The organism is Streptomyces sp. NPDC031225 (assembly GCF_055570355.1).
On sequence record NZ_JBVIHJ010000008.1, the window covers coordinates 1 to 16,687 of the forward strand.

16 protein-coding genes are annotated in these 16,687 nt (G+C 72.0%); 10 read left to right on the forward strand and 6 right to left on the reverse strand.

The window, feature by feature from the left end; all coding sequences use genetic code 11:
• Positions 1-103: 103 nt before the first annotated feature.
• Positions 104-403: a hypothetical protein gene (locus tag ACZ48Z_RS15460; RefSeq protein WP_468736346.1), complete on the reverse strand. Its 300-nt coding sequence runs from the start codon at positions 401-403 to the stop codon at positions 104-106.
• A 353-nt stretch (positions 404-756) separates the two neighbouring features.
• Here ACZ48Z_RS15460 and ACZ48Z_RS15465 point away from each other — a divergent pair, with 353 nt between their 5' ends.
• Genes ACZ48Z_RS15465 through ACZ48Z_RS15485 form a run of 5 tightly spaced genes read left to right on the forward strand, consistent with a single transcriptional unit; the run spans position 757 to position 5,932 of the window.
• A complete protein-coding gene (locus tag ACZ48Z_RS15465; RefSeq protein WP_468736347.1) occupies positions 757-1,716 on the forward strand; it encodes an STM4015 family protein in 960 nt (319 codons plus the stop codon).
• On the forward strand, positions 1,713-2,858 hold the full coding sequence (locus ACZ48Z_RS15470; protein ID WP_468736348.1) for an STM4014 family protein: 1,146 nt from the start codon (positions 1,713-1,715) through the stop codon (positions 2,856-2,858). Before ACZ48Z_RS15465 ends, ACZ48Z_RS15470 begins: the two co-directional genes overlap by 4 nt.
• A gap of 7 nt (positions 2,859-2,865) precedes the next feature.
• On the forward strand, positions 2,866-3,717 hold the full coding sequence (locus tag ACZ48Z_RS15475) for an STM4013/SEN3800 family hydrolase (protein ID WP_468736622.1): 852 nt from the start codon (positions 2,866-2,868) through the stop codon (positions 3,715-3,717).
• Positions 3,714-5,051, forward strand: a complete 1,338-nt coding sequence (locus tag ACZ48Z_RS15480) for an STM4012 family radical SAM protein (RefSeq protein ID WP_468736349.1) — start codon at positions 3,714-3,716, stop codon at positions 5,049-5,051. Before ACZ48Z_RS15475 ends, ACZ48Z_RS15480 begins: the two co-directional genes overlap by 4 nt.
• Positions 5,052-5,059: 8 nt before the next feature.
• On the forward strand, positions 5,060-5,932 hold the full coding sequence (locus ACZ48Z_RS15485; RefSeq protein ID WP_468736350.1) for an STM4011 family radical SAM protein: 873 nt from the start codon (positions 5,060-5,062) through the stop codon (positions 5,930-5,932).
• On the opposite strand, the gene denD is transcribed toward ACZ48Z_RS15485, so the two are convergent.
• Entirely contained in the window at positions 5,921-6,937 is a 1,017-nt protein-coding gene (denD, locus tag ACZ48Z_RS15490) for a D-erythronate dehydrogenase (protein WP_468736351.1), read from the reverse strand. The two genes, ACZ48Z_RS15485 and denD, sit on opposite strands and share 12 nt — an antisense overlap.
• Before the next feature lie 142 nt (positions 6,938-7,079).
• Here denD and ACZ48Z_RS15495 point away from each other — a divergent pair, with 142 nt between their 5' ends.
• Positions 7,080-7,538 carry a DUF4383 domain-containing protein gene (locus ACZ48Z_RS15495; RefSeq protein WP_468736352.1) on the forward strand — a complete coding sequence of 153 codons (459 nt, stop codon included), beginning with the start codon at positions 7,080-7,082 and terminating at the stop codon, positions 7,536-7,538.
• Complete coding sequence (locus ACZ48Z_RS15500) at positions 7,511-7,744, forward strand: hypothetical protein (protein WP_468736353.1); 234 nt, start codon at positions 7,511-7,513, stop codon at positions 7,742-7,744. The genes ACZ48Z_RS15495 and ACZ48Z_RS15500 overlap by 28 nt, the downstream gene beginning before the upstream one ends.
• A 60-nt stretch (positions 7,745-7,804) precedes the next feature.
• Here ACZ48Z_RS15500 and ACZ48Z_RS15505 read toward each other — a convergent pair whose 3' ends face one another.
• From ACZ48Z_RS15505 to ACZ48Z_RS15515, 3 genes are all read right to left on the reverse strand, one after another.
• Positions 7,805-8,398: a phosphatase PAP2 family protein gene (locus tag ACZ48Z_RS15505; protein ID WP_468736354.1), complete on the reverse strand. Its 594-nt coding sequence runs from the start codon at positions 8,396-8,398 to the stop codon at positions 7,805-7,807.
• The gene (locus ACZ48Z_RS15510; protein ID WP_468736355.1) at positions 8,391-9,755 is read right to left on the reverse strand and encodes a diacylglycerol/lipid kinase family protein; all 1,365 of its coding nucleotides are present in this window, start codon (positions 9,753-9,755) and stop codon (positions 8,391-8,393) included. Before ACZ48Z_RS15510 ends, ACZ48Z_RS15505 begins: the two co-directional genes overlap by 8 nt.
• Positions 9,756-10,034: 279 nt before the next feature.
• Positions 10,035-11,693 carry a catalase gene (locus ACZ48Z_RS15515; RefSeq protein WP_468736356.1) on the reverse strand — a complete coding sequence of 553 codons (1,659 nt, stop codon included), beginning with the start codon at positions 11,691-11,693 and terminating at the stop codon, positions 10,035-10,037.
• A gap of 222 nt (positions 11,694-11,915) precedes the next feature.
• On the opposite strand from ACZ48Z_RS15515, the gene ACZ48Z_RS15520 reads away from it, so the two are divergent.
• The 3 genes from ACZ48Z_RS15520 to ACZ48Z_RS15530 all read left to right on the forward strand — a co-directional run bounded on the left by ACZ48Z_RS15520 (position 11,916) and on the right by ACZ48Z_RS15530 (position 15,906).
• Entirely contained in the window at positions 11,916-12,431 is a 516-nt protein-coding gene (locus ACZ48Z_RS15520; RefSeq protein ID WP_468736357.1) for a GIY-YIG nuclease family protein, read from the forward strand.
• Positions 12,432-12,603: 172 nt separating this feature from the next.
• Entirely contained in the window at positions 12,604-14,352 is a 1,749-nt protein-coding gene (locus ACZ48Z_RS15525) for a protein kinase domain-containing protein (RefSeq protein WP_468736358.1), read from the forward strand.
• Positions 14,353-14,550: 198 nt separating this feature from the next.
• Positions 14,551-15,906, forward strand: a complete 1,356-nt coding sequence (locus tag ACZ48Z_RS15530; RefSeq protein WP_468736623.1) for an RICIN domain-containing protein — start codon at positions 14,551-14,553, stop codon at positions 15,904-15,906.
• Positions 15,907-15,928: 22 nt separating this feature from the next.
• On the opposite strand, the gene ACZ48Z_RS15535 is transcribed toward ACZ48Z_RS15530, so the two are convergent.
• On the reverse strand, positions 15,929-16,684 hold the full coding sequence (locus tag ACZ48Z_RS15535) for a DUF4097 family beta strand repeat-containing protein (RefSeq protein WP_468736359.1): 756 nt from the start codon (positions 16,682-16,684) through the stop codon (positions 15,929-15,931).
• Between the last annotated feature and the right edge of the window lie 3 nt (positions 16,685-16,687).

Consider the following 16,687-nt stretch of genomic DNA (forward strand, 5'->3'; position numbering starts at 1 on the left):
CCCCCCCCCCCCCCCCCCCCCCCCCCCCCCCCCCCCCCCCCCCCCCCCCCCCCCCCCCCCCCCCCCCCCCCCCCCCCCCCCCCCCCCCCCCGACCGGCGTTTCTCATGCGGCGCCGGTGACTCCCGGAGCGATGTGACGCCGGTGGAGCGGGCTGAAGCCGGTCTCGGGGGCGCCGGCGATGCCCGCCTTCTCGACCGCGGGGGCCAGTCGTTCGGCCAGGAAGGTCTCGAAGGCCCGCTCCGACTCCCAGACGTCGACCACCTGCAGTCCCCGCGCGTCGAACCACGCCACATGGACCTCGCTCCCGTCCGGGGCGACCTCCTCCCAGCCGACCGCCTCCCGCACCGTGTCGTACTGCTCGGGGGTGACCCCGGCCCAGCTCAGCGACATCACTACTGCCATGTCCCGCCCCTTGCTTCCCACTTGACGTGTGCCACCGGCTCTCCGGCTGCTGCCCCCGGCGCGCGCAGCCCCACGGACCCGCAACCGTTGGTGACGTGGGCATCGTCCCCGGCGGACGCCCCGTCACCGAAGAGCGCGCGGGGGCACACCGGGACCGCGCAGCACTTCTCACGCCCGGCCGGCACTCGCGCGAGCCTCCTGGCCGGGAGGGCCGCCCGAACCCGCCGGACGATCCCCTTCCTCGCCGTCCCGGTCGAGATGGAGTGCCGCCCCGCCGAGGGGAGTTGTCAGTGCCCCTTGGTAGAACTGCGGACGTCACAGCCCTCACACCCCTTCTCCCCAGGAGCAGCCGTATGACCATCGGTGACCACCTCGACGCGCTGTACGGGCTGTCCGCCCACACCTTTCCGGGCCCTGACGCGAAGACGGACGGCCTGCCGGAGGCGGACTCCGTCGCCTGGCGGATCACCAGCGATGTGTACGACGCCGACGAGGACTGGCCCGACGCCTTCGCACGCTTCTGTGCGGCTGTCGACACCACGCGTGTGCGAGCCCTGATCGTGGGTGCCTGGCAGGAGGCCTACGACACGGACCCGTCCGCCGTGGTCGAGGCGTTGCTCGCCGCGCGGGACGGATTCCCGGCGCTGCGCGCGCTGTTCCTGGGCGACATGGTGATGGAGGAGTGCGAGATCTCCTGGATCAACCAGACCGACGTCACTCCGCTGCTGGCGGGTTTCCCCGCACTTGAGGAGTTCGGGGTGCGCGGCGGCACGGGGCTGGGGTTCACCGCACTGCACCACACCGCGCTGCGCAGGCTGGTGGTGGAGACGGGGGGCCTGCCCGCCGCGGTGGTGCGCGGGATCGGCGCCGGTGATCTGCCCGCGCTGGAGCATCTGGACCTGTGGCTCGGTACCTCCGAGTACGGCGGCGACAGCGAGGCCGCCGATCTGGAGCCCATCCTGTCCGGCGCCCGGCTGCCGCGTCTGCGTCATCTGGGCCTGCGCAACAGTGAGATGCAGGACGCCGTGGCGGCCGCCGTCGCCGCCGCTCCCGTGGTGGACCGCCTTGAGGTCCTGGACCTGTCCATGGGCGTGCTGACCGACGAGGGTGCCGCCGCGCTCCTGGGCGGCCGCTCCCTCACCCACCTCAAGAAGCTCGATCTTCACCACCACTACCTCAGCAAGCCCGTCGAGGACCGCGTACGGCAGACCCTGGTGCCCGAGGGCGTGGAGGTGGATCTCGACCGCGCGGACGCGGAGGAGAACGCGGAGGACGACGGCACGGTGTGGCGTTACGTCGCCGTGGGCGAGTGAGCACCCGCTCCCCCGTCCGGGCGCGTTTCGCGGTGGTCGGCAACCCCGAGAACCGCAGAGTGTCCCTCTTCGCCGACGCGGTGCGCGCGGTCGGACTGCCCGGCCCGCGCATCGTGCCCTGGACCGACGTGCTGCGCGACCGGGGAGCGGACTTCGGCGACGACGAGATCGTCCGGGTCGACTCCCCCGGTGAGAACCCCGAGGTGGACCGTCTGCTGCGGGGCGCCCCGGATCCCACGCGGGTGGAGGGTTCGGCCCGTTGGTACGCCGGGTTCACCGCCGCCCTGCGCGGACTGCGGGGCGGCATCCGCCTGGACGACCCCGACGACCTCGCCGTGCTGTTCGACAAGCGCAGGTGCCACGCCGTGCTCGACGCGGCCGGCGTGCCCGTACCCGCCTCGCCCACCTCGGGTCCTGGCGGTGCTCGGGTGCGCGGCTGGGACGACGTACGGCTGTTGATGCGGGAGCACCGGATGGCCCGGCTCTTCGTCAAACCCGCCCATGGTTCCTCCGCTTCGGGCGTCCTCGCCGTCGAGACAGGCGGTGGCCGGATCCGGGCCACCACCTCGGTGGAACGCACCCCTGACGGGCGACTGCACAACTCCCTCCGGGTGCGCCGCTACGAACGCGAACAGGACATCGCCGCCATCGTCGACTCGCTCGCGCCCGACGGGCTGCATCTGGAGCGCTGGGTGCCCAAGGCCTCCCAGCAGGGCCGGGCCGCCGACCTGAGGGTGGTCGTGGTGGCCGGCCGTGCCACCCATGCGGTGGTCCGCACCAGCCGCTCACCCCTGACCAACCTCCATCTCGGGGGCAACCGCGGCGACCTCGACGCGGCGCGGCAGGCCGTGGAGGCGGCCGGTGCCCGCTGGGCCGACGTGCTCGGGGTGTGCGAACAGGCCGCGTCCTGCTTCCCGCGCACCCTGTGCGTCGGCGTGGACCTGCTCCCGGCCGTCGGCTGGCGGCGGGCCTTCGTCGGCGAGGTCAACGCCTTCGGTGATCTGCTGCCCCGGCTGCGCGGTCTGCCCGGAAGCGGCGCCGAGGCCCTGGACACCTACGGCGCACAGGTGACGGCCGCCCTGCACGCCCATGCCCGGCCGGCCTCGCTCTCCCCGCACAGAACAGGAACACCCCATGCCTGAACCCGACATGAACGAGGTCGTCGGCCGGCACGACATCCTCCTCGTCACCCTCGACACCCTGCGGTACGACGTGGCGGTCGAGCTGGCCGCCGCGGGCCGCATCCCCCATCTCGCGCGCCATCTCCCCGGCGGCCGCTGGGAGCAGCGGCACGCGCCGGGAAGCTTCACCTACGCCTCCCACCAGGCGATCTTCGCGGGTTTCCTGCCGACCCCGGCCTCCCCGGGGCCGCATCCACGGCTGTTCGCGGCGAGTTTCGCGGGCAGCGAGAGCACCGCCGGGGGCACCTTCGTCTACGACACCCCGGAGCTCGTCTCCGGACTGGCGAAGGCCGGTTACCGCACGGTGTGCATCGGAGGTGTCGGCTTCTTCAACAAGCGGGGCCCGCTCGGTTCGGTGCTGCCGGGGCTGTTCCACGAGGCGTACTGGGAGCCGGAGTTCGGCGTCACCTCGCCGCACTCCTTCGAGAACCAGGTCGCCCGCGCCGAGGAGATCGTCGCCGAACTCCCCGCCGAACAGCGGCTGTTCCTCTTCGTGAACGTCTCCGCGCTGCACCAGCCCAACTGGTTCCACCTGCCCGGCGCGACTCGGGAGACCGGTGACAGCCGCGAGACGCACGCCGCCGCGCTGGAGTACGTCGACCGGCACATCGGCCGTCTCTTCGCCGCCGCGAGTTCCCGGCGCCGCTGCTTCGCGATCGTCTGCTCCGACCACGGCACCGCCTACGGCGACGACGGATACACCGGCCACCGACTCGGCCACGAGTCGGTGTGGACCGTGCCGTACGCCCACTTCTTCCTCGATCCCGCAGAAACCGCAGACGTCACAGACCCCGCAGACCCCGTCGAGGCCGCCCGATGACCACCGCCCAGCGCACCAGCCCCTACCAGCACTACGTCTACGCCTACCCCCACAAGACCGCCTACCGCCCGCTCCCCGAGCGTCCCGCGCTGAAGTCGCTGTGGGCGCAGGAGGACAAGAGCGCCCTCTCCCTCTATCTGCACATCCCGTTCTGCGAGGTCCGCTGCGGGTTCTGCAACCTCTTCACCCGCATCGGCGCCCCCGACGGCCTGACCGGCGCCTACCTGGACGCCCTGGAACGCCAGGCCGACGCCGTACGCGAGGCCCTCGGCGACACCGACGGCGTCCGGTTCGCCACCGCGGCCTTCGGCGGCGGCACCCCCACCTTCCTCACCGCGCCGGAACTGACCCGGCTGTGCGACCTCGCCGAGCACCGTATGGGCGCCGACCTGCGCGCGATCCCCCTGTCCGTCGAGGCCTCCCCCGCCACGGCCACCGCCGACCGCCTCGCCGTCCTGGCGGAGCGCGGCACCACCCGGCTCAGCCTGGGTGTGCAGAGCTTCGTCGACTCCGAGGCCCGGGCCGCCGTACGCCCACAGCGCCGTTCCGACGTCGAAGCCGCCCTCGCCCGCGTCCGGGAGGCCGGTATACCGGTCCTCAACATCGACCTGATCTACGGCATCGACGGGCAGACCGAAGCGACCTGGCGGCAGTCGCTGGACGCCGCCCTGGCCTGGCGGCCCGAGGAGCTGTACCTGTATCCGCTGTACGTCCGGCCCCTGACCGGCCTCGACCGCCACCGCGGCGACACCGGCCCCGACCCGGCCTGGGACGAGCAGCGGCTGCACCTGTACCGGGCGGGCCGCGACCACCTCCTCGCGCAGGGCTATGTCCAGCAGTCCATGCGCATGTTCCGGCGGGCCGACGCCCCGCCGCAGGGCGGCGACGACTACGCCTGCCAGACCGACGGCATGATCGGCCTCGGCTGCGGTGCCCGCTCCTACACCTCCCGCCTGCACTACTCGTTCGACTACGCGGTCGGCATGCACGAGATCCGCGGGATCATCGACGACTACGTCACCTCGACGGACTTCGCCCGCGCCGAGGTCGGTCACCGCATGGACGCCGCCGAGGCGCGTCGACGACACCTCCTGCAGTCCCTCCTCCAGGCCGAGGGCCTGGACTGCGACGACTACCGGGCCCGGTTCGGCGCCACCCCCGCCGACGACTTCGGCGCGGAGCTCGACCTCCTCGCGGGCCGCGGCTGGCTCGACGACAGCACCGCCCCGCGACTGCGCCTCACACCGGACGGGCTCGCCCACTCCGACGCGATCGGACCGGAGCTGTTCTCCCCCGCCGTACGGGCCGCCATGGCCGCCTACGAGAGGAAGTGAGCGGCCCCGTGGATCTGACCCTGCTCTACCGCGGCCCCCTCGCCTCCTGCGACTACGACTGTCCCTACTGCCCGTTCGCCAAGCGGCGCGACCCTCCGGCACAGCTCCGCGCGGACCGGGCGGCCCTGGAACGCTTCGCGCGCTGGGCCGCCGCCCAGCGGGAGGACCGCCTCTCCCTGCTGTTCACGCCGTGGGGCGAAGGCCTGGTGCGCTCCTGGTACCGCCGCACCCTCGCCGAGCTGTCCCATCTGCCGCACATCGGCCGCGTCGCCATCCAGACCAACCTGAGCTGCCGCACCGACTGGCTCGCCGGGGCCGACCTCGACACCCTCGCCCTGTGGTGCACCTACCACCCCGGCCAGACCCCCTACGACCGCTTCCTCACCAAGTGCCGGGAGCTCGCGGAGCGGGGCGTCCGCTTCAGCGTCGGCGTCGTCGGCCTGCCCGAGCACCTGGCGGCGGCCCGCCGCCTGCGCGCCGACCTGCCTGCGCACGTCTACCTGTGGATCAACGCGGCCGAGGGGTACGGCTACGAGGACTCCGAGGCCGACGAGTGGACCGCGCTCGACCCCCTCTTCCCGTACAGCCGCCACCCGCACGCCAGCGCCGGCCTGCCCTGCCGCACCGGCGAGTCGGTGATCTCGGTCGACGGGGCGGGCACCGTCCGCCGCTGCCACTTCGTGCCCGCCGAACTCGGCAACCTGTACGACGGTTCCTACCGCGCGGCGCTGCGCCCGAGGCCGTGTCCGCTGGCCGTCTGCGACTGCCACATCGGCTACGTCCACCTGGAGACCCTGCCGCTCTACGACGTCTTCGCGGGCGGAGTCCTGGAGCGTGTCCCGGCAGCCGCCGTCGGACGGGGCCGGCAGTCAGCGCAGTGAAACGGTGACGGCGTCCGGGTGGTCGGTGGCATAGTCCCGGAGCACCGAGAGGAAGCTCGGGTCGGGACCGAGTCCGAGGGCGGCGGCGCGGCCGTGGTCCAGAACGGCGGGCCAGGAGCCGACGATGGCCTCGACCGCCGGGTCGGGTGCGACGGTGACCAGGTCGGCGGCCGCGCTGCCGGCCACCTGTCGCAGCGCCGTGAGCATCTCGGCCACGGAGACGGTGAGCGCCGGCAGGTTGACGGGCAGGGGACCGGTCAGGCGGCCCGGACCGGTGCCGCGCTCGGCTTCGGCGACGCGGAGGATTCCCTCGATCGTGCGGCGCGGCGAGGCGAGGGCGACCCGCAGGCCCGGGTCCACCGGGCAGACGGCCGGAAGCCCGGCCAGCGGTTCACGGATGATGCCGGACAGGAAGCCGGAGGCGGCGGCGTTCGGCCGGCCCGGCCGTACCGCGACGGTCATCAGACGCGCGACGCGGCCGTCGACGAAGCCGCGACGGGTGCAGTCCGCGATCAGCTGCTCGCACATCAGTTTCTGGGTGCCGTAACTCGACCGTGGCACCGGCAATGTCGTCTCGCTGACCACGGGCGGCAGGGGCAGCCCCGGGTGGGAGCCGTAGACGGCGAGACTGCCGGCGAACACCACCCGCGGCACCGGCCCGCCGGCCGCCGACTGCGCACGGGCCGCCTCCAACAGGGCGCGCGTGACATCCACGTTGGCGCGCATCCCCAGGTCGAAGTCTGCCTCGCATTCGGCCGACACCGCGGCGGCGAGATGGAACAGCACGTCCACGGGCTCGGCGAACACCGCGCCGAGGTGCTCCACCAGGTCCCCGCGCACCGTCTCGGTCCGCGCATCGTCCGTCTGCGGCGCTCCGGGCGGAGCGACCCGGTCGACCAGCACCAGCCGGCTGATCGGCCTGCCGCCGAACGAGCCCGCCCGTGACAGCGCTCCGGCAAGCAACCGTCCGAGAAATCCGGACGCACCCGTCACCACGATCCTCACGCGCCATCTCCTCGGTCAACCACTCGGGAGCTCGGGTTCCACGATGCCGTAGCCAGAGTGGCAGCGCACCGGAATGCACCACGGAGAGGGGATACCCGCCGACTCCGCGCAACGATGCGCTCCCAGGAAGGGCTTGGCTGCAGTGACGACCCACGCACGCACCACCCGTACTCCCGTGCAGCAGGCGGCACTCCTGGTCGGGGTCGTGTTCCTGCTCGTCGGGATCCTGGGCTTCATCCCAGGAATCACCACGAACTACGACACCATGGAGTTCGCCTCGCACGACTCGGGTGCCGAACTGCTCGGCATGTTCCAGATCTCCGTTCTGCACAACCTCGTTCACCTCGCGTTCGGCGTCGCGGGAATCCTGATGTCCCGCGCCGCCTCCGGAGCCGGCACCTATCTGCTGGCCGGAGGCGCGATCTACCTCGTGCTGTGGCTGTACGGCCTGTTCGTCGGCCACGCCAGCACGGCCAACTTCGTGCCGCTCAACAACGCCGACGACTGGCTGCACCTCTTCCTCGGCCTCGGCATGATCGCCCTCGGGTTCCTGCTCACCCGCCGCGGGGCCTCGTGGACAAGTTCCCGCTCGGCGCGGTGATCAACAAGGGTCTGACCGTGCGCGGTGCCCAGATGCACGGCCGGCGCTACATCCCGATGCTGCTGGACCGGATGGCGGCCGGGGAGCTGAGCACGTCCCATCTCGCGACCCACTCCGTGCCGTTGGACGAGGCGCCGCGGGCCTACGAGATGTTCAAGAAGAAGGAGGACGGCTGCGTCCGGGCCGTCATCAGGCCGAACGGCTGAGGCGGCTACGAGCAGTTGGGCCCCGCCCGGAAACGGGCGGGGCCCAACTGGTGCTCGGAATCAGCCCTTGCTCCTGGCCGGCCCCAGCCGGCCGGCCGCGGCGAGGACCACGGCCGCCGCGCCCGTGCCCAGTACGGCACCGGCGACCACGTCGCCCGGATAGTGGACCCCGGTGTGGATGCGGGAGTAGCCCACCGCGACGGCCAGCAGGCCGAGCGGAACCGTCACGACGGGCAGCGCGGGCCCCGCCGCCGCGGCGAAGGCGACGGCGGACGCCGTGTGGCCCGAGGGGAAGGACGCGGACTCCGGCATGGGCACATGCCGTCCGGGAAACGGCGAGTCCACGGCCCGCAGCGGACGCGGCCGTCGCACCAGTCGCTTGCCGAGCAGGTTGGCACTAGCCGAGGCGACACCGATGGCGGCGACGCCGAGGGCGGCCGCGCGGCGCGGGCGGCCGGGGAACAGCGCGAGGAGTCCGGCGATCGTGAAGGAGATCTTGGAATGGTCCGCCGCCGCGGACAGTCGCCGCAGCGCGTGGTCCAGGGCTGGTGTCCGGGTGACCGTCACCGCCTCGTACAGGGCCTGGTCGAGGGCGGCGAGATCGCGCAACAGGTCCCGGGCGCCCGGCTCTTCCCACTGCGGTTGGTCAAGCATCGTTCTGCTCCTGGTTCTTGTCGGTCGGAAGGGGGGCCCGGCCGAGGGCGAGCCGGACGACACGTCGCCAGTCCACCGAGGGGGCGGTGTACGGCGCGCCGGGACGGTGTTTCGGTACCCGCATCCGCAGCGCTCCCGGCCGTACGGTGCACACGACGGGCTGGGGCAGCATCAGCGCCTCGCCGTCCACGGCCACCGGGATGGACTCCGTGTCGGCCTCGACGGTCACCCGCCGCGAGGTCAACGAGGTGATGCCACTGGCCCGTTCACCCCGCAACGCCAGTTCGGCGGCCTGGGCCGCGCCCTCTATGCGCACGGCGATCACGCCGAGTTCGCCTCCGTCGAGGCGGCTTCTGCGCCCCACGCCCAGCGGGTCGGCCAGGATGTAGGGGTTGTTGCTCACCAGCAGCGCCTGCGGGGCCTCGAGCTGCTGTTCGTCCGCCCTCGCCGACAGCCGGGCGCCGGCCCCGCCGGCCAGCAGGTCGGGCAGCCGGTCGAGCGCGGTGGACGCTTTGGCGTCCCGGTATTCGGGGCTCTGCACGATCTCGGCGTACGTCCCGAACGAGACCGTGTTGACGAAGGGCCGCCCGGCCACGTCGCCCAGGTCGACGCGGATCTCCACGCCGTCCCGCAGGGCGTCCAGGCCGCTCACCGGGTTGTCGCGGTCCAGGCCCAGGTCCATCGCGAAGTGATTGCGGGTCCCGGCGGACAGCACCATGAACGGCACCCCGTGCTCGGCGGCCACCCCCGCCACCAGGGCCTGGGTGCCGTCGCCGCCCGCCACGCCGAGGAGGTCCGCGCCGTCCGCGAGGGCCTTGCGGGCCAGTGCCGCCGGATCCGGGTCGTTGTCGAGGTCGAGCAGAATCACCCGGGCGCCCAGCGCCTCGGCCCGCTCCACCAGCGCGTGCTCACCGACCTTGCCGCCGCCGGACCGGGGGTTCATGATCAGTACCGGCCTGCGCGGTGGCCGGACCGAGCGGGAACGACCTGCTCGCGGCGCGCGCAGCCGGCGCAAGGCGCTCCTGGCGCTGGCCAGCGCCGCGCCCCACAGGGCCAGCGCCGCCGCCGCGTAAGGCCACAGGCCGGAGACCGTGTACAGGACCAGGACGGCTACCGGCGCGGCCAACGCCAGCAGGGCGCCGCAGGCGCGCGCCACTCCCCGGTGCGCCACGGCCCACCAGATGCCCGCGCCCGCCAGGCCGAGACCGGCCAGGCCCAGCAACAGCAGGAGCCACTGGCCCGCCGCCACCACCGCCACGACCACGCCCGCCAGACACAGCAGGGCGAGCCGGGCCAGATTCCGCGCCTCGGTGCCGGCCGCCCGCACCGCCTGGTCCTTCGCTCTCGTCGCGTTCATGATGCTCGGCCGGTCCCCCGGGGTCCGCGTCCCGCGCGCGTGACGGCGTCGCCCCGTTCCGGGTCCTGGCCTGCTGCTCCCCTCCATGCTCACTGCGTCCCGCCACTCCGGCGTCCTGGCTCCGTCTACGGGCCGGCGGCGCACGGGGTCTCGCCCCTGCGGGGACGGTGGCCCAACGATCTCACGCCGAGGTGGCACACCCCACGGCACGACCCGGGATGCCGCCCGTCACGTCGGGCTGCTCCCGGGTCGTGCCGTCACACCGGGGGACCGGTGTCCTCACCGGGTCACGACGTGCCGTTCGTCGGGGACGCAGTGGGTCATGGTGAGTCCCTCGACGTCACGCGGCGGGTTCTTGCCGAGGTTGGACAGCCGGCCGCGGTCCTCGTCGGTGAGGTCCTGGGACGCCAGCGGTTCGAGTCCGGCGACATCCTCGGGGCTGATGCCGAGGCCCTCGCCGACCCGTAGGCCCAGCTCGTTCTCGACCAGCAGGAAATGCCAGACCATGCGCTCCTGCACGGGCCGGTCGCACTCGGAGAGCAGGTCGGTGAAGTTCTTCACGAGGTCGTCGCGCTCCCACTCCTCCAGGAGCAGGTAGCGCTGGCCGGCCTGCAGGTAGTCGTTGGTGCGGGGGATGCGCTTGCGGGTGAGCCGGCCGTGGATCTCCGGGCCCTGCTCGTCGTGTGTCGGGGACTGCGCCTCGCGCAGGCCGCCGGTGATGGACGGTTCGTAGTTGACGTGGGGGTTCTCCCCTCCGCCGTCCACGTGGTATGTCATCTGGCCGTCGCGCTGGTTGGTGCGCACCTCGGCGTTCTTCGCCTGGTTTACGGAGAGCTGGAGGTAGTTCGGCCCGACCCGGTAGCGCTGGGTGTCGCTGTAGGAGAAGGTCCGGCCTACGAGCATCTTGTCGTCGGAGAAGTCGAGCCCGTCGACGAGGACGCCGGTGCCGAACGAGATCTGCTCGTTCTCCGCGAAGAAGTTCTCCGGCATCCGGTCCAGCACCATCCGGCCCACCGGCTTCGGCGGGAACTCCTGCTCGGGCCAGGTCTTGGTGTCGTCGAGCGGGTCGAAGTCCAGCTCCGGGTGGTCGTGGTCCTCCATGATCTGGACGAGGAGTTCCCACTCCGGGTGGTCACCCCGGGCGACCGCCTCGTACAGGTCCTTGGTGGCGTGTCCCAGACCGGCCGCCTGCACGTTGGCGGCGTCCTCCTCGGTCATGCTGCGTACGCCCTGCTTGGGCATCCAGTGGTACTTGACCAGGACGGTGTTTCCCTCGGCGTTGACCCACTTGTAGGTGTTGACGCCGAAGCCCTGCATATGGCGGTAGTCGGCGGGGATGCCACGCGGGCTGAACAGGTTGACCAGCATGTGCATCGCTTCCGGTGTCTGCGACATGAAGTCGAAGATGCGGCGCGGCTGCTGCTCGAAGGTGACGGGGTCGGGCTTGAGGGCGTGGATGACGTCCGGGAACTTGATCGCGTCCCGGATGAAGAAGACGCCCAGGTTGTTGCCCACCAGGTCCCAGTTGCCGTCCTCCGTGTAGAACTTCACGGCGAAGCCGCGCGGGTCGCGGGCGGCCTCGGAGGAGTCGCGGCCCCCGATGACCGTGGAGAAGCGGACGGCCAGGTCGGTGCGCTTGCCCTGCTCCTGGAACAGCTTGGCCCTCGTGTAGCGGCTGATCGGTTCGTCGCCCCAGGCGCCGTAGGCCTCGAAGAAGCCGTAGGCGGTCACTCCGCGTGCGTGGACGACACGCTCGGGGATGCGCTCCCGGTCGAAGTGGCTGATCTTCTCCAGGAACTGGTAGTTCTCCAGCGTGGCGGGGCCGCGGGCACCGACGGTGCGCTGGTTCTGGTTGTCGTGGACCGGGTGGCCCTGGCGGTTGGTGAGTACCTTGCGGTCGTCGCCGTGGGCGGGACCGGTGCCGGACACGTCCGTCATGATCGAGGGCTCCTTCGGCTCGTGGCCGGAGGCGGGCCCCGGCTCAGCGAGCGGCCTCCGGCCGGTGTGGCGGATCATCCGAGTACCCGGCCAGGTCGTGTCACTCACGTGAGGGCCGTCCGATCGCGCGACCGGTGTCCCGGGGGCGGTGTCATACCCGCGTGGGAGCGTGAGAGGGCACCGGCACGACGCGAACGGCGCCGGTCCGAAGGAGGCCGCGTCATGACCCACGTCGACTCGCAGTTCCTGCGTGGCCTGTTCGACGAGGAGGGCAGCCTGCACGCCGCGGGGCGGACGGCGCTGTACCGGCTGTACGGCCTTGAGGGTCTGCTCTATGTCGGTATATCGACCTGTCCGCTCACGCGCGTGCGCACGCATCTGCGGGACCAGCCCTGGGGGCCGTACGTCATCGGAATCCAGATCGACTACCCGCCGGACGCGGAGGCGGCCGAGCGGGTGGCCGTCCAGGCCGAGCGCCCCCGCTACAACGTGGTCTTCAACGGCTTGAAACCGCCGCCAGCGCCCGATCGTGCGGCGCACCGCAGGGCCGAACTCGCCGCAGAGCGGAGGCGGTTGGCGGAGTTCGAGGCGGCCGTGCCCGAGTCGACGACGCATCTGAGGCTCATCGCACGAGGGATCAGGGCGAAGCGGGCGAGGATCGCGAGGCTGGTCGAGGAGATCGAGGACACCGGAGCCGGACAGGACCCGCAGCCACCGGCCAGGCCGACGACACCGTGAGGTCACCCCACGCGGAAGAACCAGAATCAGCCATCCCGGGTGACCGGCGTGACTGAAGTGACGGATCTCGTGAAGACACGCACGGGCTGGGTTAATCTCGTCTTCCGTTTGGGGGGCGAACTGGTATGCGTCGAAAGTGACTTCGGGGGATTTCTTGTCGGAACAGCGGCCGATGCCGGCGGAAGACGCGGCCTCGGCGCTGCGGCAGACCGGCGCCTCACCCCTGCGGCCCGGCGACCCGAGGAATGTCGGCCCCTATGCGCCGGTGGCACTGCTCGGCAGCGGTGGCATGGGGCGGGTCTACCTGGGACGTCTCACGGACGACCGTCCCGGCCTGGTCGCGGTGAAGGTGATCCGGCCGGAGTACGCGGAGGATCCCGGGTTCCGGCGCCGTTTCGAACGGGAGGCGGCGGTGCACGCCCGTCTTCGTACACCGCACGCACCGCGGCTGTGCGGCACGGGCTTCGAGGACGAAGTGCTGTGGATGGCCACGGAGTATCTGCCCGGCTTCGATCTGGCGGAAGCCGTGCAGGAGCACGGCGCCCTGGAGCCGGCCGCCGTATGGCGGCTGGCGGCGGAGCTGGGTCAGGCTCTCGCGGCCCTCGCCGTCGCGGGGATCGTGCACCGGGACCTGAAACCGTCCAACGTGCTCCTGTCCGTCCGGGGCGCGCATGTGATCGACTTCGGTATCTCGAAGGCGGCCGACGCGAGCGCGATCACCGGTACCGGCAACCGGGTGGGGACCCCGGCCTACATGTCACCCGAGCATCTGCGGGAGGGCCGGTCCGACACCGCGTCGGATGTGTTCGCGCTGGGCGGGACGCTGGTCTACGCGACGACGGGACGTGCTCCGTTCGGCGACGGCACCGGTGTCGACGTGATGCACCGGGTGGCGTTCGAGGAACCGAACCCCGAGGTGATCGCCGAGATCTCGGCGGCGGACGCGGACCTCGGCTCCCTGCTGACCGCCTGCCTCGACAAGGAGCCAGCACGGCGGCCGACGCCGCAGGACCTGATCGACGCGGCCGGGCCGCCCGCCGTGTCGTCCGCCTGGCCGCAGCCGCTGGGCGAGATACTGCTGGCCCGGCAGCAGTCGTACGAGGCGCTGTACCACCTTCCAGTCGCTGTCCTGGTCGGTCCACGCCCCCTGGACGTCCTGCCGTCGGCCCCGGCCGCGCAGGTGTCCCAGCCCGCTCCGCCCGTCGTGGAGCGGTCGGTGGAGGCAGCGGACGACCCGGCCCCGGCTCCGTCGGAGCCGCCGGACCCGGCGGTCTCCCCGCGGTCCCGGAGGAAGCCGCTGCTGCTGACAGTCGCGGGCATCGCGGCCTGTGCCGTACTGGCGACGGCGTTTCTGCTCAGCCGTCAGGACTCCCCCGCCACCGCCTCTCCGGAGACCGGTGGCACACGGGCCGTCGGAAGCGCGCCGGGAGACGTCTCCCCCGCACCGGCATCCCCGACCACGAGCAGGCAGAGCCGCACGGACGTCGACGGCGCCGTGAGCGCGAGCCGCACCGACAAGACCGCTGCCGCCCCAGGAACCGGGGCCTCGGCCTCGGCCTCCTCCGACGCCCGGGCGGAGGACCAGGCTGCTCCTGGTACCGCGCCGGACACCTCCACCTCTCCCACACCGTCGGCCGACACCGGCAGCCCGTCCGCCGTGACGGACACCGCTCCCTGGCTCTCCGAGTGCACGTACTACGCCGGCAAGAAGCGCACACAACTCGGTGACACCGGCAAGCGTGTTCAGCAGGTCCAGTGCATGCTGACGAAGCGCGGGTACAGCGTGGGAAGCACCGGCGTGGACGGTGACTTCGCGGCCGGCACGGAGACCGCTGTGCAGGCCTTCCAGGGCGGCCGGGGGCTGGCCGTCAACGGGATCGTCAACCACGCCACCTGGGCCGCGCTGCGCACCTCGGACTGACCGCACCCCGGGAGTCAGGGCGCGTTCCCAGGTCGACGAATCGGACATAGGTTCCGTCAATGATATGACGGACCGTCATATCCCGTGCAGGTAAAAGGAATTCGCGTACGAAGACTGGCGCACGACGCCTCACCGGGTATTCCGTGCCTCTGTCGTCATCGGCACTCCCGTGCCGTAGTGAAGGGAATCCCCGTGCGCCTGCGCCCCCTGCGCGTCCTGTGCTGCTCCGCCGTCCTCGCCCTGTCCGCACCCGCCCTGCTGCCGGGCACGGCCTCGGCGGCGGTCCCCGTCTCCGAGGTCTACCTCCAGAACTACGTCACCGGTCTCAACGCGGCCGACAGCGGCGGCAGCGTCACCGCGCACAACCCCAGAGGCAACGAGGACCACCAGCAATGGACTCCCGTCGCGGTCGGCGGCGGCTACCAGCTCCGGAACGCCGACGAGTCCGGCACCTGCCTGGGCCGCAGCGGCACCTCCGCGGTCACCGCCACCTGCGGTGCGGACGGCACCACCTGGACGATCAGCCCTGCCGCGAACAGCACGTACACCGTCGCCGTTCCCGGCACCGAGCAGTACCTCACCGGTTCCTCCTCCGACTCCGCCGCCGTTCAGCTCGGCTCCGCAGGCGATCTCGCCCGCTGGTACCTCACCCCGGCCGCCTACGCCACCTCGGCTATGCCCTCCGCCGACACCCGCACCCTCGACCAGGTCACCTTCCTGACGGCGCACAACGCCTTCGCCAACGGCGCCGACGGCAACTTCGCCTCGTTCCCGGTCAGCCTGTTCCCCAACCAGAACTACGGCATCAGCCGTCAACTGGCCGACGGCGTACGCGGCTTCATGCTCGACGACTACACCGTCTCCGGCCGGGCGGTGCTCTGCCACAACAGCTGCGACGGTGTCAGCAGCCCCGTCCCGCTCGCCACCGACCTCCAGCGCATGGTCGACTTCCTCAAGGCGAACCCCGGGCAGTTCGTCACCGTCTTCCTGGAGGACTACGCCTCCTCCGACGTGCTGAAGTCCTCGCTCGCCTCCGTGAGCGGCCTCTCCGACGTGCTCTACCGGCCCGACCAGGAAGGCGTGGCCACCACGGGCTGGCCCACCATGGCCGACCTCGCCGCCCGCGGCAAGCAGCTGCTGATCTTCAGCGACCGGACGCGGGCGAGCGACACGGCGAACGGCTGGAGCACCCGGGACGGCTTCGGCGTGATGTACCAGCGCGAATGGACCGTGGAGAACTACTGGTCCATGGGCGGCGGCATCGGCGCCTCCGACTGGTCCTGCTACAGCCGCTGGGGCACCGCCAGACCGCTCACCACCGACTCGGCCGCCTTCCACCCGCTGTTCGTGATGAACCACTTCCGGGACTACACCATCGGTTCCACCGCCGGGACCGACAACGGCAAGCTCCTCAACCGCGCGCAGAACTTCTGCACGCCCGCCGCCCGCAAGAAGCCCACCTATCTCTCCGTCGACCGCTACGACCTCGGCTCCCCCACCCCGCTCACCACGGTGGACGCCCTCAACACCTACGTCCTGGCGCCCGGACAGTAGTCACCGGCCGGGTGCGTGCGGGTCAGTCCCGGCGGGCGTCGACGTCACCGTTGACCGTGGTCAGGGTCATGGCGCGGTTCCCGTCGGGACGGGTCGTGGGGACGGAGGTCGTGACACGGCCGTTGTCGGTCGCCGCACTGATCCGGTAGGCGGGGCTGCCGGACGGGACCGTGACGTCGACCGAGCCGTTGACGGTGGTCGCGGTGACGCGCGACGGCGCCGCGGCGCACCCCAGCGTCACGTCGCCGTTGGTCGTCTCGGCGTGCAGCCGTTCCGCACCGAGGGCCGTCGCACGCACCGAGCCGTTGCGGGTGGACAGCCGTATGTCGGCGTGGCGGTTCCCGGCACGCGTGACCGTCACATCCCCGTTGACGGTCGTCACGTCCAGGGCGGCGGACACGCCCGCCACGTCGACGCCGGCGTTGCGCGCGGTGACCGTGATGCTCAATCCGTCGGGAACTTCCACGTAGGGCATCCGGGGACAGGTGTGGCCGCCGTCGGTCCGGTCGTCGCACGACAGGTCGAGCGTTCGGACGTCGTCGCGGCGGGACCAGTGTCCCTCGACGCGGTCGTCGACGGTGACGCGGCGGCCGTCGGCAGGGCGCAGCCGCAGGCCGTTGTCGGTGGCGATCAGCAGGTGCTCACCGGAAGGCTCCCCGCGGAGTGCTCCCGCCTCCTGCGGGCTGCCGGAGTCCCCTTGGTGATCGCCGCTGCACGCCCCGGCGAGGGGCAGCAGCGCCAGTACGGTCATCAGGCGCACGAGGCGCCGTGTCGGCATCGC

Coding starts and splice junctions, on each gene's coding strand:
- ACZ48Z_RS15520 (WP_468736357.1), top strand. CDS start 11,916: ATGACCCACGTCGACTCGCAGTTCCTGCGTGGCCTGTTCGACGAGGAG.
- ACZ48Z_RS15460 (WP_468736346.1), bottom strand. CDS start 403: ATGGCAGTAGTGATGTCGCTGAGCTGGGCCGGGGTCACCCCCGAGCAG.
- ACZ48Z_RS15465 (WP_468736347.1), top strand. CDS start 757: ATGACCATCGGTGACCACCTCGACGCGCTGTACGGGCTGTCCGCCCAC.
- ACZ48Z_RS15505 (WP_468736354.1), bottom strand. CDS start 8,398: ATGCTTGACCAACCGCAGTGGGAAGAGCCGGGCGCCCGGGACCTGTTG.
- ACZ48Z_RS15515 (WP_468736356.1), bottom strand. CDS start 11,693: ATGACGGACGTGTCCGGCACCGGTCCCGCCCACGGCGACGACCGCAAG.
- ACZ48Z_RS15535 (WP_468736359.1), bottom strand. CDS start 16,684: ATGCCGACACGGCGCCTCGTGCGCCTGATGACCGTACTGGCGCTGCTG.
- ACZ48Z_RS15510 (WP_468736355.1), bottom strand. CDS start 9,755: ATGAACGCGACGAGAGCGAAGGACCAGGCGGTGCGGGCGGCCGGCACC.
- ACZ48Z_RS15475 (WP_468736622.1), top strand. CDS start 2,866: ATGAACGAGGTCGTCGGCCGGCACGACATCCTCCTCGTCACCCTCGAC.
- ACZ48Z_RS15525 (WP_468736358.1), top strand. CDS start 12,604: ATGCCGGCGGAAGACGCGGCCTCGGCGCTGCGGCAGACCGGCGCCTCA.
- ACZ48Z_RS15480 (WP_468736349.1), top strand. CDS start 3,714: ATGACCACCGCCCAGCGCACCAGCCCCTACCAGCACTACGTCTACGCC.